The 13,560-nt window shown below is 69.2% G+C and carries 13 protein-coding genes; 8 read left to right on the top strand and 5 right to left on the bottom strand.

The features are described from left to right. Window positions 1-4: 4 nt before the first annotated feature. From R3E10_00300 to bshB1, 6 genes are all read left to right on the top strand, one after another. A complete protein-coding gene (locus tag R3E10_00300; GenBank protein ID MEZ4414171.1) occupies window positions 5-718 on the top strand; it encodes a hypothetical protein in 714 nt (237 codons plus the stop codon). Window positions 719-882: 164 nt separating this feature from the next. Beyond that, window positions 883-2,382 carry a TolC family protein gene (locus R3E10_00295; protein ID MEZ4414170.1) on the top strand — a complete coding sequence of 500 codons (1,500 nt, stop codon included), beginning with the start codon at window positions 883-885 and terminating at the stop codon, window positions 2,380-2,382. A gap of 7 nt (window positions 2,383-2,389) precedes the next feature. Next, a complete protein-coding gene (locus tag R3E10_00290; GenBank protein MEZ4414169.1) occupies window positions 2,390-3,655 on the top strand; it encodes an efflux RND transporter periplasmic adaptor subunit in 1,266 nt (421 codons plus the stop codon). Window positions 3,656-3,658: 3 nt separating this feature from the next. After that, a complete protein-coding gene (locus tag R3E10_00285; protein MEZ4414168.1) occupies window positions 3,659-4,900 on the top strand; it encodes an ABC transporter permease in 1,242 nt (413 codons plus the stop codon). A 14-nt stretch (window positions 4,901-4,914) separates the two neighbouring features. Further along, entirely contained in the window at window positions 4,915-6,183 is a 1,269-nt protein-coding gene (locus R3E10_00280) for an ABC transporter permease (protein MEZ4414167.1), read from the top strand. After that, entirely contained in the window at window positions 6,180-6,908 is a 729-nt protein-coding gene (gene bshB1 / locus R3E10_00275; GenBank protein ID MEZ4414166.1) for a bacillithiol biosynthesis deacetylase BshB1, read from the top strand. The genes R3E10_00280 and bshB1 overlap by 4 nt, the downstream gene beginning before the upstream one ends. 69 nt (window positions 6,909-6,977) lie before the next feature. Here the strand turns inward: bshB1 and R3E10_00270 are convergent, their stop codons facing one another. Next, entirely contained in the window at window positions 6,978-7,325 is a 348-nt protein-coding gene (locus R3E10_00270; GenBank protein ID MEZ4414165.1) for a hypothetical protein, read from the bottom strand. 92 nt (window positions 7,326-7,417) lie between these two features. Between R3E10_00270 and R3E10_00265 the strand changes: the two genes are divergently transcribed. Both R3E10_00265 and mnmA read left to right on the top strand, forming a co-directional pair. Continuing rightward, window positions 7,418-8,569 carry a cysteine desulfurase family protein gene (locus R3E10_00265; GenBank protein MEZ4414164.1) on the top strand — a complete coding sequence of 384 codons (1,152 nt, stop codon included), beginning with the start codon at window positions 7,418-7,420 and terminating at the stop codon, window positions 8,567-8,569. Next, the gene (mnmA, locus tag R3E10_00260) at window positions 8,566-9,669 is read left to right on the top strand and encodes a tRNA 2-thiouridine(34) synthase MnmA (protein ID MEZ4414163.1); all 1,104 of its coding nucleotides are present in this window, start codon (window positions 8,566-8,568) and stop codon (window positions 9,667-9,669) included. The genes R3E10_00265 and mnmA overlap by 4 nt, the downstream gene beginning before the upstream one ends. Here mnmA and dnaJ read toward each other — a convergent pair. The 4 genes from dnaJ to R3E10_00240 form a co-directional block, all read right to left on the bottom strand. Beyond that, window positions 9,659-10,771, bottom strand: a complete 1,113-nt coding sequence (gene dnaJ, locus R3E10_00255) for a molecular chaperone DnaJ (protein ID MEZ4414162.1) — start codon at window positions 10,769-10,771, stop codon at window positions 9,659-9,661. The genes mnmA and dnaJ overlap by 11 nt on opposite strands. A 5-nt stretch (window positions 10,772-10,776) precedes the next feature. Continuing rightward, window positions 10,777-11,358 carry a nucleotide exchange factor GrpE gene (locus R3E10_00250; protein MEZ4414161.1) on the bottom strand — a complete coding sequence of 194 codons (582 nt, stop codon included), beginning with the start codon at window positions 11,356-11,358 and terminating at the stop codon, window positions 10,777-10,779. Window positions 11,359-11,433: 75 nt separating this feature from the next. Continuing rightward, complete coding sequence (locus tag R3E10_00245) at window positions 11,434-12,288, bottom strand: alpha/beta hydrolase (protein MEZ4414160.1); 855 nt, start codon at window positions 12,286-12,288, stop codon at window positions 11,434-11,436. Continuing rightward, window positions 12,285-13,559, bottom strand: coding sequence for a CinA family nicotinamide mononucleotide deamidase-related protein (locus tag R3E10_00240; GenBank protein MEZ4414159.1), 1,275 nt, complete (start codon window positions 13,557-13,559; stop codon window positions 12,285-12,287). Before R3E10_00240 ends, R3E10_00245 begins: the two co-directional genes overlap by 4 nt. Window position 13,560 lies beyond the last annotated feature (1 nt).

Below are 13,560 nucleotides of genomic sequence, written 5' to 3'. Positions count from 1 at the left end.
CGCAATGCGCGCTTGGTCTCTCTGTCTGACGGGAGCGTTCGCCCTAGGGGCGATGGGTCCCGATCTGGGCGGACAGGAAGTTACCCTCGATGAGGGGACCTTCACCATCTACGAGGCGGGCGCCGAGGTCGGCACCGAGACGTTCTCCATCCGCGTCTCCGGAAGCGGAGCGGAGCGCCGCGTGGTGGCCGGAGCCCGCCTACACGTCGCCAGCGGACCGGGGGCCCGGGACGTCCAGACAACCCTCGAGCTCCGAGGAGCGGACGAGCACGTGGTTCTCTACACCGTCCAGGTGTCGGGGTCCGAACCGCAGGACGTCCGCTATGAAGAGGACGGGCCCGGTCGGTTGAGCATGATCCGGCGCACCTCGGTGGGGGAGCGAGCGCGGGAGATGCGGGCCGCCCCCGGACTCGTCATCCTGGACTCCGGCGTGGTCCATCACCTGTACTTCGCGGGTGTGCGGCTGCGCGCCGGGGCGACCACCGTACCGACGCTGGTGCCGATCGCCGGGGAGTCGGGTTCCGTCACGCTGCGCCCCCTCGGGGCGGGAAGCGTGGAGATCGCTGGTTCGTCGGTGGACGCGCAGCACATGCGCGTCGAGTCCTCCACCGGAGCGGCGTTGGACGTCTGGATGGACGCCGAGGGCCGCCTCCTTCTCGTCGAGCGGGCCGCGGAACGCGGTCCGGCCTTCCGGGCCGTCCGCACACGCCTTCCCTGACCCGTTGAAGGAACCCGCCCGCACATCCGTACCCGTACCGGGTTGGCGGTCCAGCGGTTCTGGCCGCACTCCCTTGAAACCGTGCTTCAGGGCCCTACGTACCGGGGAGCGACGCCTTCCCGCCCGACGTCGACCCTAGAACGCCTCTGCGCGCCGAGTCGAACATGCTTCCAGTGCCCAAGCGATGGTGGTTGCTCCTGTCCCTGGCCCTCGCGGCTCCCCTCTCCGCACAGCAGACTCTCCCCTCCCCGCTCTCCCTCGCCGACGCCTTCGACCTGGCCCGCCAACACAGCCCTGTGTACGCGCAAGCCCGGAACGACCTCGGCGCTGCGGCCTGGAACATCCGTTCCGCCTACGGCGCCTGGTTGCCTTCGGCGTCGCTGAGCGGCGGCATCGGGTGGCAGGGCGTGGGCGACCAGTCGTTCGGAGGGCTCACGGCCGGCCAGCTCGGATTCGCCGATCAGCCGTCGTACCTGAACTCCAGCTACAGCCTCAACGCGAACCTCTCGGTCAGCGGCCGATCCCTCCTGGCACCCGGTCAGGCCAAGGCTCAGGAGCACGCCACTTCGGCCAACGTCCGCTCCAGCGAAGCGCAGCTCGACTTCGGCATTACCCAGGCCTACCTGGGGGTGCTGCGCCAACAGGAAGGACTTGCGCTGGCGCGGCAGGAGTTGGAGCGGGCGCAGTTCAATGCGCGGCTGGCGCAGGGTCGCCGGGAAGTGGGCTCGGCCTCCCAGCTCGACGTGGCGCAGGCGGAGGTCGCGGTTGGACGCGCCCAGGTCACCGAGCTGCAGTCACGCACGGCGCTGCACACCGCGCGCTTGCGCTTGGCGCAACGGGTGGGACTGCCGCTGGGCGACACGCTGGCGCTCTCCACGTCGTTCGCGCTGGATGCCCCGGCGTGGACGGAGAACGACTTGTATGACCGCGCTCTGGATCAGAATCCGGGTCTGGCGGCGCTGCGCGCCAACGAGCGCGCCTCCGACTACGGCGTGCGCATGGCCCGCTCCGAGTACCTCCCCTCGATGTCGCTCAACGCCAGCATCGGTGGCTTCGCGCGGCAGGCCTCCAACACCAGCAGCTTGGTGGCGAGCGCGATGGCCCAGGCCAACAACCAGGTGGACCAGTGCGAGGCACTCAACGAGTTGTTCCGCCGGCTGGCGGACCCGCTGCCCACCGAAGACTGCACGCGCTTCGCGTTCGACCCGGCCACCCGCACCGCGATCGAGCGCCAGAACGACGTCTTCCCCTTCAACTTCACGCGCACGGCCCCGACCTTCTCCCTGTCCCTCAGTCTCCCTCTCTTCCGTGGGCTGAGCCGGCAGCGGGACCTCGAGTCTGCCCGAGTGCAGCGGGACGACGCGCGCCTCCGCATCCGTGAGCAGGAACTGCAGCTGCGCACGGACCTGGCCGCCGGCCTGGCCGCCGTGCAGAGCGGCTACGAAGGCGCCCGCATCGAGGAACGCAATCAGTCCTACGCGAGCGAGCAGCTGCGCCTGGCGCAGGAGCAGTACCGCATCGGCTCCGTGAGCTTCATCGATCTCGTGGAAGCCGAAACCGTCCGCGCCCAAGCGGACCGCGCCTTGGTAGACGCCATCTTCACATATCACGAAAACCTCGCCAGCCTCGAGTCGCTGGTGGGCACCTCCCTTCGCAGCCGCTGAGGCACGAATGACAACACGCAGGAAGGCCCTGATCGGCATCGCGATCGTCGCGGTCCTCGGGATCGCGGGCGCCCTCAGCGTCCGCAACGCGCGGGAGCGCGGAGCCCAGGTCCGCTTCGAGGAGATCGGCCGCAAGGACCTCGTGGCCATCGTCACCGCCAACGGCTACATCCGAGCGCGCCGCGCCGTGGACATCTCGGCCGACGTCTCGGGGCGCGTCGTCGAACTCAACGTGGATGAGGGGGAGGACGTCCAGCAGGGCGAGGTTCTGCTGCGTATCGACCCCACGCAGTGGGACGCCGTTCTGGCCCGGGCCCAGGCCGGGCTGAGTCAAGCTCGGGCCACCGCCGCTCAGCAGCAGGCGAGCCTGCTGCGCACCACGCGCGACTTCGAGCGCGCCCAACAACTCTGGGCCCGTGACTCCACGCTCATCAGCCGCCAGCAAGTGGAGGACGCCCAGACCGCGATGGAGGTGCAACGCTCTCTCGCCGAGGCCGCGGACTTCGGCGTCGAGCAGGCGGAGGCCAGCGTACGCGAGTCACGGGAGAATCTCGCCAAGACGGTGATCCGGGCTCCGATGGCGGGGAAGGTCACCCGCCTGAACATCGAGCAGGGCGAGACCGCCATCATCGGAACCATGAACAATCCGGGCAGCCTCCTGCTTACCATCAGCGACCTGTCGGTCATCGAGGCGGTCATGGAGGTGGACGAAACCGACGTCCCCGAGATCACCCTGGGTGACAGTGCCAAGGTGGAGCTGGACGCGTTCCCCGACCGCGCGTTCACGGGGCGGGTCACGGAGATCGGCAACAGCGCCATCCGGCCCCCCTCGGAAAACGTCGGTGGTCAGACGCAGACCATCGACTTCGAGGTCGTGATCACATTGGACGACCCCTCCCCCGAGTTGCGACCCGACCTGTCCACCACGGCGGAGATCGTCACCGACCGCAGGGACGACGTCATCGCGGCTCCCATCATCGCGGTCACGGTGCGCACAGCCGAGGGGGACGATGTCCCCGCGGACACGACGCGCGCCGGAGAGGAGGAGGAGACTGTCGAAGGCGTCTTCCTGGTCCAGGACGGCAAGGCCGTATTCGCGCCGGTGAAGGTGGGGATCGCGGGTCAGGACTATTTCGAGATCCTCGAAGGCCTCTCGGGGGGCGAAACGGTGGTGGCAGGTCCCTACCAAGCCGTGCGCGCCTTGAAGAACGGGGACCCCGTCCGCGAACAGGGCAGCACGCCGGGTCCGCGCGGCCGACCGACAGGCAACTGATCCATGGAGTGGTTCGAGGGCGTCCGCCTGGCCTTGCAGCAGATCCGTTCGCAGAAGCTCAAGAGCTTCTTCAGCGTTCTGGGCGTCATCATCGGCGTCATGTTCCTCATCACGGTGGTTTCCGTGGTCGAGGGCATGGACCGCTACGTCCGCGAGGACCTCGGGAGCGAGATCTTCGGGATCAACACCGTGACCGTCGACCGCGTGGGAACGGTGGTCGGCAACCTGACGGACGAGCAGCGTCGCGCGCTGTTCCGCCGACCGCAGCTGACCACGGCCGACTCGGATCGACTGCGGGAGACGCTCGCCACGGCTGGCGTGGTCAGCGCTCAGGTGGACAGCCGAGCCAGCGTATCCAGCTTCGGCGGGCTGGAAGTCGAGAATGTGGAGATCATCGCCGCCGATGCTCCCATCTTCGACATTCGGGGCTGGGTGGTCGAGGAAGGGCGGGCGTTCAGCCCCCAGGAGGCCGAGCGCGGCACTCCAGTGGTCGTGCTGGGACAGGACGTCGTCGAGGCTCTCTTCCCGGATGGAGGGGCATTGGGAGGGCGGGTGAAGATCGATGGCATCCCCTTCCGGGTGGTGGGAATCCTGGAGAAGATGGGCTCGGTTCTCGGTCAGTCACGGGATGCCAAGGCCATCGCGCCGCTCGCTTCGCCGTTGGGCCGCATCGCCAGCCCACGCGGATACCTGGACGAGATCATCGTGCAGGCTCCGACCCCGGAGTTGGTCATGGAGGCGCGGAACGAAGTCGAAGGCATCATGCGGGTACAACGCCGGCTGCGCCCCGGAGAAGACAATAACTTCGCGGTCGAGACCCAGGAGCAATCCCTGTCCTTCTGGGACCGCATCTCCACGATCCTCTACGTCGCCTTCCCTACCCTGGTGGCGATCTCACTGATCGTAGGCGGCATCGTGATCATGAACATCATGCTGGTCTCCGTCATGGAGCGCACGCGTGAGATCGGCGTGCGCAAGGCCATCGGCGCACGCCAGCGCGATATCCTCGCTCAGGTGCTCATCGAGTCCTCGACGCTTTCGCTCTTCGGGGCGGGGCTCGGGGTCGCCATCGGCGTGGGCTTGAGCTGGCTGGTACGGGCGGTGACTCCGCTCCCCGCCGCGGTGGCCGTCAAGTGGGTCGTCGTTGCCGTCGTGCTGGGCGTCGCCACCGGCGTGATCGCCGGAGTCTATCCGGCCCGGCGCGCGGCCCGCCTGGATCCCGTGGACGCACTTCGCTACGAGTAGCGGGAGGATCCGCAATGAAGGGCATCACGACATTGATCGAGGGCGTACGGGTGGCGTTCGAGGCGCTGCGCTCGAACAAGATCCGTGCGGGCCTTACGATCATCGGCATCGCCATCGGCGTCGCGGTCGTGGTCGCGATGGCCAGCGTCATCACCGGCATCCGGAGCGGGATCGCCGAATCGTTCGAGGCGGCCGGACCACGCAACTTCGTGGTCATGCCGTTCGACCTGACCGGCATCCGCATCAGTAGTGGTGGCGACAGCGGGCCACCCTGGTGGAAGAACCCGGAGATCACCGACGCGGAGGTGCGCAAGGTGGGTGCGCTCCCGGCCATCCGCAGCGCCAGCGCTGCGATCAATTTCTCGATTGCGATTTCGAACGGCTCGGATCGCGTGAGCGACGTCCAGTCCCAGGGAACCACCTCGGGCTGGGAGCTCTACTCGGCCGGGGAGTTCGTGGCCGGCCGCAATTTCACCGAGGTCGAGGTGAACGAGGGACGGCCGGTGGTGGTGATCTCCGACCGCTTGGCGGAGGAACTCTTCGGCGCGCAGGACCCGATCGGGCGCCCGGTGCGGGCGACGTCCGGATGGAGAGGCGTCAACGAGCGTTTCCAGGTGGTGGGCGTCTACAAGCAGGCGGAGAACATCTTCGCCGGGGCCCAGCCCTTCTTCGCGATGTTCCCCTACACCACGGCCGTGCGGCGGCTCAAGGCCCGCAACATCTTCGCCTTCGCGCAGATCCTGGTCGTGCCCCGCGACGAGGTGCGCCTGGAAGACGCGCAGGATCAGGTCATCTCGGCGCTGCGCTCTTCGCGGGGGCTGCGTCCCGACGAGGACAACAACTTCTGGCTCATGCAGCCCACGCAGCTTCTCGACCTGTTCAATCGGTTCACCAGCGCGTTCTTCGCGGTGATGCTGGCGCTCTCTTCCGTGGCGCTGATGGTGGGTGGGGTCGGGGTGATCGGGATCATGCTGATCTCGGTGACCGAGCGGACCCGGGAGATCGGAATCCGGAAAGCGGTGGGCGCGAACCGGCGGGAGATCCTGCTCCAGTTCCTCGTGGAGGCCGCGGCCCTCACCATGGTGGGCAGCGCCGTGGGGCTGGCACTGGGAGGGCTGGGGTCCTGGGGCGTAGCCCGCTTCACCCCGGTCCCAGCCGAGATCCCGCTGTGGTCCATTGGCGCCTCCTTGTTGGCGGCGGCGTTCACGGGCATGCTGTTCGGACTGCTGCCGGCCGTGCGGGCCGCGCGACTCGACCCCGTGGTGGCCCTCCGGTACGAATGAACCCTCCTCCCTTGGACGTCCTGGTGGTCATGGCGCACCCGGACGATGCCGAACTGCTGTGTGGCGGGACCCTCCTGAAGTGTGCGGACCTCGGCCAGCGCACCGGCGTGCTCGACCTCACCCGCGGTGAGTCCGGGACCGCCGGCTCCGTCGGACTTCGGGCCCAGGAGGCAGCTCGGGCCGCCACGGTCCTCGGGCTGACCGAGCGCCGCAACGCCGAGCTGCCCGATGCCCGCCTGGAGAACGACCTGGCTGCGCGCCTGCGCGTGGCTGCGCTCCTTCGCGAGCTGCGGCCTACCATCGTCATCACGCATTGGCCCGTCGCCCGTCATCCCGACCACCGGGTCGCGGCCGAGATCGCCCGCGAAGCCTCGTTTCTCGCTGGACTCAAGGGACTGGAGCTTTCTGGCGTTCCGCACCGTCCCCGCTCGATCGTGCACGCGCTGGCGTTCCACGACGACGCGCCCGCGCCCACCTTCGTCGTGGACATCACCGAGCAGATCGACCGCAAGATCGAGGTGCTCAGGTGCTACGCCTCCCAGTTCGACGGCCGCACTGGCTTCGGGGGTGTGCACGCGGGGGGCGATCGGGCCCTTTACGACCAGGTGCAGGTTCACGCGGCCCGCGACGGTGCTCGCATCCGCCGGCGGTTCGGTGAACCGTTCTGGATCCGCGAAACCCTGGAACTCGACTCGCCGCTGGACGTCACCGTCCCGACCTTCTGAGGCGCCCCGCCCGTGGAGGCGGGTCCGTTGGACGCGAGCTACCCAGGTGTGCGGAGCCTCCCCCCTGAATCAGTCCTCCCCACCCTTGCACTCCACGTGGACGACGAGCCGCCGCCAGGACGGCGCCTCCGCTCCGTGGACCTGGATCGCTTCCGCCTCGGCATGTCCCCCCTTCTGCAGCCACGGCGCCAGCCAGGTGCCCACCTCGTCGGGCAGGTGCCCGACCGGCTCGCCGGACGCCAGGTGGACCCACACCTGCGGCTCCGGCTGCACCGGTGGATCGGCAGCCAGTCGCAGGGCCTGACCCCGGACGACCTGTTCGAGATAGCGCTCGCGATCCCCGAACACGGTCCCGTGCACGGTCACATTGAAGCTGCGAGGGCGTCCCGACGGGAAGGGAGGGCACGCTCCGGGCATTCGCCTGCCTCCTGCAGCGCGGGGATCGCCGCCGGCCCGGCGGACGGCGGACGCTGTTAGAATAACAGGTCCTGCTGCCGCAACGCTTCCAGATGAGCATCTATCTCGATCACGCAGCCACGTCTCCGCTCCGGCCCGAAGTCATGGAGGCCATGGAGGCGCTCCTCACCAGCGGCCTCGGCAATGCCTCCAGCCGTCATGCCTTCGGCCGCAGAGCCGCGGGCGTGTTGGAGGATGCCCGGGAGCGCGTGGCCCGAACGCTCGGAGCCGCGCCCGACGAGATCGTCTTCGTCCGAGGAGGAACGGAAGGGGACAACCTCGCCGTGCTGGGCCGGGGGCTGCACGCGCTCCGCCATCCCGGGCCCCTGCGCCCCGCCGCGCTCGTCTCCGCGATCGAGCATCCCGCCGTCCTGGCGGCAGCGCGAGCCCTGAGCACGTTCGGCGGCGGGCACACGTGCTTGACGGTCCATGCGAGCGGCAGGCTCGACTCCGATCAGCTCGACGCGGCGCTGGCCGCCAATCCCGCCGTGGTCTCCGTCCAGTGGGTCAATAACGAGACCGGGCTTCTGCTACCGGTGTCCGAGGTGGTGGAGCGTGCGGCGCCTGCAGGGGTGCCCGTCCACACCGATGCCGTGCAAGCGGCCGGAAAGGTGGCCGTGCGTGTCGACAAGGTGCCCGTGGACCTGCTGACCCTGACCGGCCACAAGCTTGGAGGACCGATGGGCGTGGGGGCGCTCTTCGTCCGCCGGGGCGTCGAGTTGGAACCACTCCTGTATGGTGGTGGCCACGAGCGAGGGATGCGACCCGGCACCTCGGACGTCGTAGGGGCCTTGGGCCTGGCCGTCGCGCTCGAACGTTCCGTCGAGGCGCTTCCCGAACAGGCGGTCCGTTGGCACGGCCTGCGGGAGCGCCTCGACGCGGGTGTGCGAGAACTCGTCGCGGATCGCGTGGTGCATGGGGGCCAGGGCGCGAGAGCGCCGCACATCCACAACGTGGGCCTCCCGCGGGTCGATGCCGACGCGCTCTTGGCCGGACTCGACCTGGAAGGCGTCGCGGTGTCCGGCGGGTCGGCCTGCGCGAGCGGGAGCGGCCGCGGAAGCCATGTGCTGGAAGCGCTGTACGGCGACGCTCAGGATCGCGCCGCCCTGCGCTTCAGCTTCGGTCCCGATACGGACGAGGACGATATCGATGGCGCCCTGGCGGCGCTCACTCGAGTCCTCGCTCGCCTGGGAGTGGGATCGTGAGCCGCGAGCGCGTGCTGGTGGCCTTGTCGGGAGGCGTCGATTCCTCCGTGGCAGCCGCGTTGCTGGTCGAGGCAGGTCACGACGTGGTGGGCATCACCATGAAGACCTTCTGCTACTCGGAAACCCCCTCGCACGGGAAGACCTGCTGTGGGCTGGATGGCATCGCCGACGCCCAGAGGGTCGCCCACCGCTTGGGGATCCCCCACTACGTCTTCGACGTCGAGGAGGAATTCACCCACGACGTCATCGACGACTTCGTCAGCGAGTACGCGCGAGGGCACACCCCCAACCCCTGTGTGCGTTGCAACTCCAACACGAAGTTCCGTGACCTGATGCGGCGCGGGGAGGCACTCGGTGCACACTCCATCGCATCAGGCCACTACGCGCGCGCGGAGGTCGATGCCCGGGGGGAAGCGGCACTGCTCCGCGGCGTCGACCGAGAGAAGGATCAAGCGTACTTCCTGTGGGGCCTCCCTCGTGACTTGCTGATGCGCCTACGCTTTCCTCTGGGGGAGTTGACCAAGCCGGCGGTGCGGGAGCGCGCGCGCGAATTGGGGCTCGTCACGGCGGAGAAGCCGGAGTCCCAGGAGATCTGCTTCGTCCCGACCGGAGACTACCGCGACCTGCTGAAGCGGAGGATGGGCCCGACCCACGACGCGCTCACCGCTGGTCCCTTCGTCGACCTGAACGGTCGGGTGGTGGGGCAGCACGCCGGATACGCCGGCTTCACGATCGGACAACGCCGCGGCCTCCCCGGGGGAGCGGCCGAACCCCAGTTCGTCCTGGCCATCCGGCCCGCGTCGCGCGAGGTGGTGATCGGCCCTCGAGAAGCGCTCTTCGTGGACGAGGTGATGGCGAGCGACCTGAACTGGCTCGCCGAGCGGCCCCGCCCCGGGGACCGGGTGCAGGTGCAGCTCCGACATCGAGCGCCTCCCGTGGGCGCAACGGTCGCCGAAGTGGAGGGGACGCTGCGACTCACCCTGCATGCGCCCCACGCGGCCGTCACCCCGGGTCAGTCGGCAGTGCTCTTCCAGGGAGAGCGCCTGATCGGAGGAGGTCGGATCCGAGCGTCCGATCGGCCCTCCAGGCTCAGTGCTTGAGGCCAGCCGACTCGGCAAATCCTTCGAACCGCTCGCGCGCCTGCTCATCCAGCGCTTCGGGGACCAACACCTTCACTTCGACGTACTGGTCACCGGTCCTGCCGTTCTTGCTGAGGCCCTGACCCCGGATCCGGAAGCGCGTCCCGGACTGCGTACCCGCCGGGATCTTGAGCGTGACCTTCCTGTCGCTGATGGTGCGCACGCGGATCTTCGAGCCCAGCACCGCTTGCGCGACGTTGATGGGCACCGTGACGTGCACATCGAGCCCCTCGCGCCGGAAGAAGCGGTCGGGAAGCACCTTGAAGGTGATGATCAGGTCTCCGGGAGGACCACCCTCGGCGCCGCGCTCGCCTTGCCCCGCCAGCTTCACCTTCGTGCCCGTCTCCACGCCTTCGGGGATGGCGACCTGGATGGCGCGCGTCTGACGGATCGTCCCGGTGCCGGCGCACGCCGCACACGGGCTCTCCGGGATCCGGCCCCGTCCGAGGCACGCAGGACACGGCCTCTTGACCGCGAACCCTCCCTGCCCGAACGAGACCGTTCCACTGCCGTTGCACTCACTGCAACGCACCAGCTTGGTACCGGGGGTGGCACCCGTACCGCCGCACGTCGCGCACTCCTCGGCGATCGGTAGGTTGATGGTGACCTTGCCGCCATCCACCGCTTGGCGGAACGCGATCTCCACCACGTACTCGACGTTCTGACCCCGCGTGGGCCCGCGCCGACGCTCGTCCGACCGTCGGCTGCGGTCGAAGATGGAGGCGAAGATGTCGCCCAGACCTCCCAGCCCGGACAGGTCGTCGAAGCTGAAGCCACCTTCGGCGCCGGGGGCCTGGGTCCGTCCGCCCGGCGCAGGCCGCCCTCCGAAACCAAACGCGCCCAACTTGCGCATCCGGTCGTACTGTTTGCGCTTCTCCGGGTCGGAGAGCACCGAGTAGGCTTCTCCGATCTCCTTGAATCGCTCCGCCGCCTTGGAGTCGTTGGGGTTGGCGTCGGGGTGATGCTGCTTGGCCAGCTTGCGATACGCCTTCTTGATCTCGTCGGCGCTCGCGCCCTCGGCCACCCCGAGGACCTTGTAGAAGTCGGTGGTGCTCGCCGCCATCGCCGTCAGTCGTGCTTGAGGACGCTGACGCGGGCGGGCCGGACCAGGTTGCCCTTCAGCCGATAGCCCTTCTGGAACACGTCCTTGACCATGTCATCGGAGGCCTCGTCGTCGGCGGGTACCCGCATGACCGCCTCCATGATCGACGGATCGAAGGGAGCATCGGCCGGCTCCAGGACTTCGACACCGGCCGCGGCCAGTGCTTGCTTGAACTTCCGCTCCACGAGGTCCACTCCCTCGATGAGCGCTTCGACGGTCGTCGTCGACGCCTCCCAGGTCCCGACGCGCTGCAGGTCGTCCAGGGCGTCCACGAGCTTGGCCAGCATGTCGGCCTGTGCGCGTCCCCACGCACTGCTGAGGTCCTGCTCGGTGCGGCGGCGGTAGTTCTCGAACTCGGCGGCCAGGCGCAGGTGCCGATCCGTGAGCCGCGCGTGCTCGGCCCTGAGCGACTCCATCTCGTCCTCTCCCCGCGCGCCGGTCGGCTCCACCTCCGCCGGATCGGGGTCTCCGGCGGCTGCGGTCTCGCCGGTCCCGGGTTCGAGGTCTTCGGTCTCGATGGCTTCCGCTTCCGATCGTTCGTCGCTCATCCCTTGTCCGCGGTCTGGGGCTCTCACTTCAGGTTCGGGCACAGCAGGGTCTATACCCGACGGGATCCGGGCGGTTCAGCCCCTACTGCCGTCCAGGGCTCCATCCATCCAGGACCCGACCTGTCGGAGTACGTCCTCCCGCTCCACTTCGTTCAGCGGCTCGTGGCGGAGGCCGGGCAGGCGGAGCAGTTCCATCCCGTGACCCGCCCTCTTCTCCGCATAGGCGATGCTCGTGGCCGGGTCCACGAGGAGGTCGGCCTCGGGTACCAGCATCAGGGTCGGCACCCGTACCAAGGGCGGCATCTGAAGGACGTGGGCTTGTGTGCGCTCGACCTCGAAGAAAAGACGAGGACTCATGCGCGAGTGATTCAAAGGATCCTCGCGGTACTCCCGGATCATCCGAGGGTCACGCGTCAGCAGTTCTGGCCTCGTCCCGGTGGGGAGGCCCACGCTGGGCCAGACGTGATCCAACGCTTCAGCCAGCCGGCGGCGGAGTGGGGAGACCGGAACGGCGGTGGCCAGCCAGGGCGCGCTGATCACGGCGGCGGCCACGCCAACCAGCCCGGTGTCCAGCGCGCGTAGTACGACCAGCCCCCCCAGCGAATGCCCCAGCGTCACCCAGGTGATCCCGGGTTCTCCGATGCGGTCGGCGGCCTCGTCCCGGGCCCGCCCCAGGTCGGCCACCAGGTCGTCGAAGCGATCCACGTGGCCTCGAGCACCCTCCGAGCGCCCGTGGCCGCGCTGGTCGTAGGCGAAGACCGCCAACCCACGCCCGGTCAGGGTTCCGGCCACCATTTCGTAGCGGCCCGCATGTTCGCCCCAACCATGGACGATCAGGACCGCGGCCCGGGGATGGTCGGGCAGCCAGAGCCTCCATCGCAGCACGGTTCCCCCCGCGCCTTCGAACACCCCCTCGCGCGCGCGGATCACGGGGTTCCCCCGGACTCCCGCAGCATGCGGTGGAGGAGGCCCAAGGCCGCCTCGCTGGCCCGCTCACGGACCCCCTCCCGATCTCCAGGGAATCGGCGCTCCACGGCACGTACGCGGCCATCCACCGCGGCCGCGTACCAGACCAGCCCGATCGGCTTCTGCGCTGATCCCCCGTCGGGGCCCGCAATGCCCGTGACACTGATCCCGGCGCCGGTCTCGAGGAGTCGACAAACCCCCAAGGCCATCTGCTCGGCCACCGGGCCCGACACCGCGCCCTCCCGCTCCAAGGTGGCGGCGTCCACACCCAGGAGCGCGGTCTTGGCTGCGTTCGCGTAGGCCACCACTCCGCCCACGAACGTGCGGGAGGCGCCGGGAATCCTGGTGAGGCGGTGGGCGATCCGCCCCCCCGTGCAGCTCTCCGCCACCGACAGGCTGCGCTCCGACGCCTCGCAGAGGGCGAGCACCGCTTCGGCCAGGTCCCCGTGCGCCGACTCGAACCGGTGGGGCGCCACCCGGGGCCCGATGGCCTCCTCGATCCGGTCCAACCAAGCACGCGCCTCCGGCTCGGGCAGGCCGCTCACGGTCAGGCGCACGTCCACGCTGCCCAGGTGCGGCAGGAACGCGATCGCGACCGGCCCGGAGCCTTCCGGTAGCGCCTCGGCGATGCCCGCGGAAAGCACGGACTCTGCGACTCCGGAGGTGTGGATGAAGCGGTGGAAGGGCGGATCCAATCGATCGGAGAAGCGCTCCCGCAGCGCGGGGACGACCGAATCTCCGAAGATCCGGCGCATCTCTCCCGGCACTCCAGGCAGGCACACCACCGGGCAAGCGCCCTCGAACCAGAGGCCGGGTGCGGACCCCAACGGATTCGGCAGGGGCGCTCCCCGCCCCTCCTCCGGAACCATGGCCTGGCGGGCGTTGTCGGGGGGAAGGTCCTTGAATCCGTGGGCAAGGAACCGGGCCTCCAGACCCCGCAGGATCGCGGCGGAGGGCACCAACTCGATGCCCAACTCCCGCGCCACCGCCTCGCGGGTGAGGTCGTCCGGCGTCGGGCCCAGGCCTCCGGTGACGATGACGGCGTCGACGGCGTCCCTGAGCCACCGCAGGGAGCGGCGGATTTCCCCCTCTACATCTCCCACGACCGCACGCGCCCGCACGGGGAGGCCCTGCTCGGCCAGTCGTGCGCTGAGCCAGCTTCCGTTGGTGTCGACGGTGCTCCCGTACAGGAGCTCGTCTCCCACGGTCAGGACGCCCACGCGCACCCCGGTCATG

It is taken from the genome of Gemmatimonadota bacterium, assembly GCA_041390105.1.
Classification (GTDB): domain Bacteria; phylum Gemmatimonadota; class Gemmatimonadetes; order Longimicrobiales; family Gaopeijiaceae; genus JAGQIF01.
Note: the sequence above shows the minus strand (reverse complement) of the source record. Positions and strands in the feature narration are given on the sequence as shown.

Coding starts and splice junctions, on each gene's coding strand:
- R3E10_00250 (MEZ4414161.1), bottom strand. CDS start 11,358: ATGAGCGACGAACGATCGGAAGCGGAAGCCATCGAGACCGAAGACCTC.
- R3E10_00265 (MEZ4414164.1), top strand. CDS start 7,418: ATGAGCATCTATCTCGATCACGCAGCCACGTCTCCGCTCCGGCCCGAA.
- bshB1 (MEZ4414166.1), top strand. CDS start 6,180: ATGAACCCTCCTCCCTTGGACGTCCTGGTGGTCATGGCGCACCCGGAC.
- R3E10_00280 (MEZ4414167.1), top strand. CDS start 4,915: ATGAAGGGCATCACGACATTGATCGAGGGCGTACGGGTGGCGTTCGAG.
- R3E10_00290 (MEZ4414169.1), top strand. CDS start 2,390: ATGACAACACGCAGGAAGGCCCTGATCGGCATCGCGATCGTCGCGGTC.
- R3E10_00270 (MEZ4414165.1), bottom strand. CDS start 7,325: ATGCCCGGAGCGTGCCCTCCCTTCCCGTCGGGACGCCCTCGCAGCTTC.
- R3E10_00285 (MEZ4414168.1), top strand. CDS start 3,659: ATGGAGTGGTTCGAGGGCGTCCGCCTGGCCTTGCAGCAGATCCGTTCG.
- R3E10_00300 (MEZ4414171.1), top strand. CDS start 5: ATGCGCGCTTGGTCTCTCTGTCTGACGGGAGCGTTCGCCCTAGGGGCG.
- R3E10_00240 (MEZ4414159.1), bottom strand. CDS start 13,559: ATGACCGGGGTGCGCGTGGGCGTCCTGACCGTGGGAGACGAGCTCCTG.
- R3E10_00295 (MEZ4414170.1), top strand. CDS start 883: ATGCTTCCAGTGCCCAAGCGATGGTGGTTGCTCCTGTCCCTGGCCCTC.
- dnaJ (MEZ4414162.1), bottom strand. CDS start 10,771: ATGGCGGCGAGCACCACCGACTTCTACAAGGTCCTCGGGGTGGCCGAG.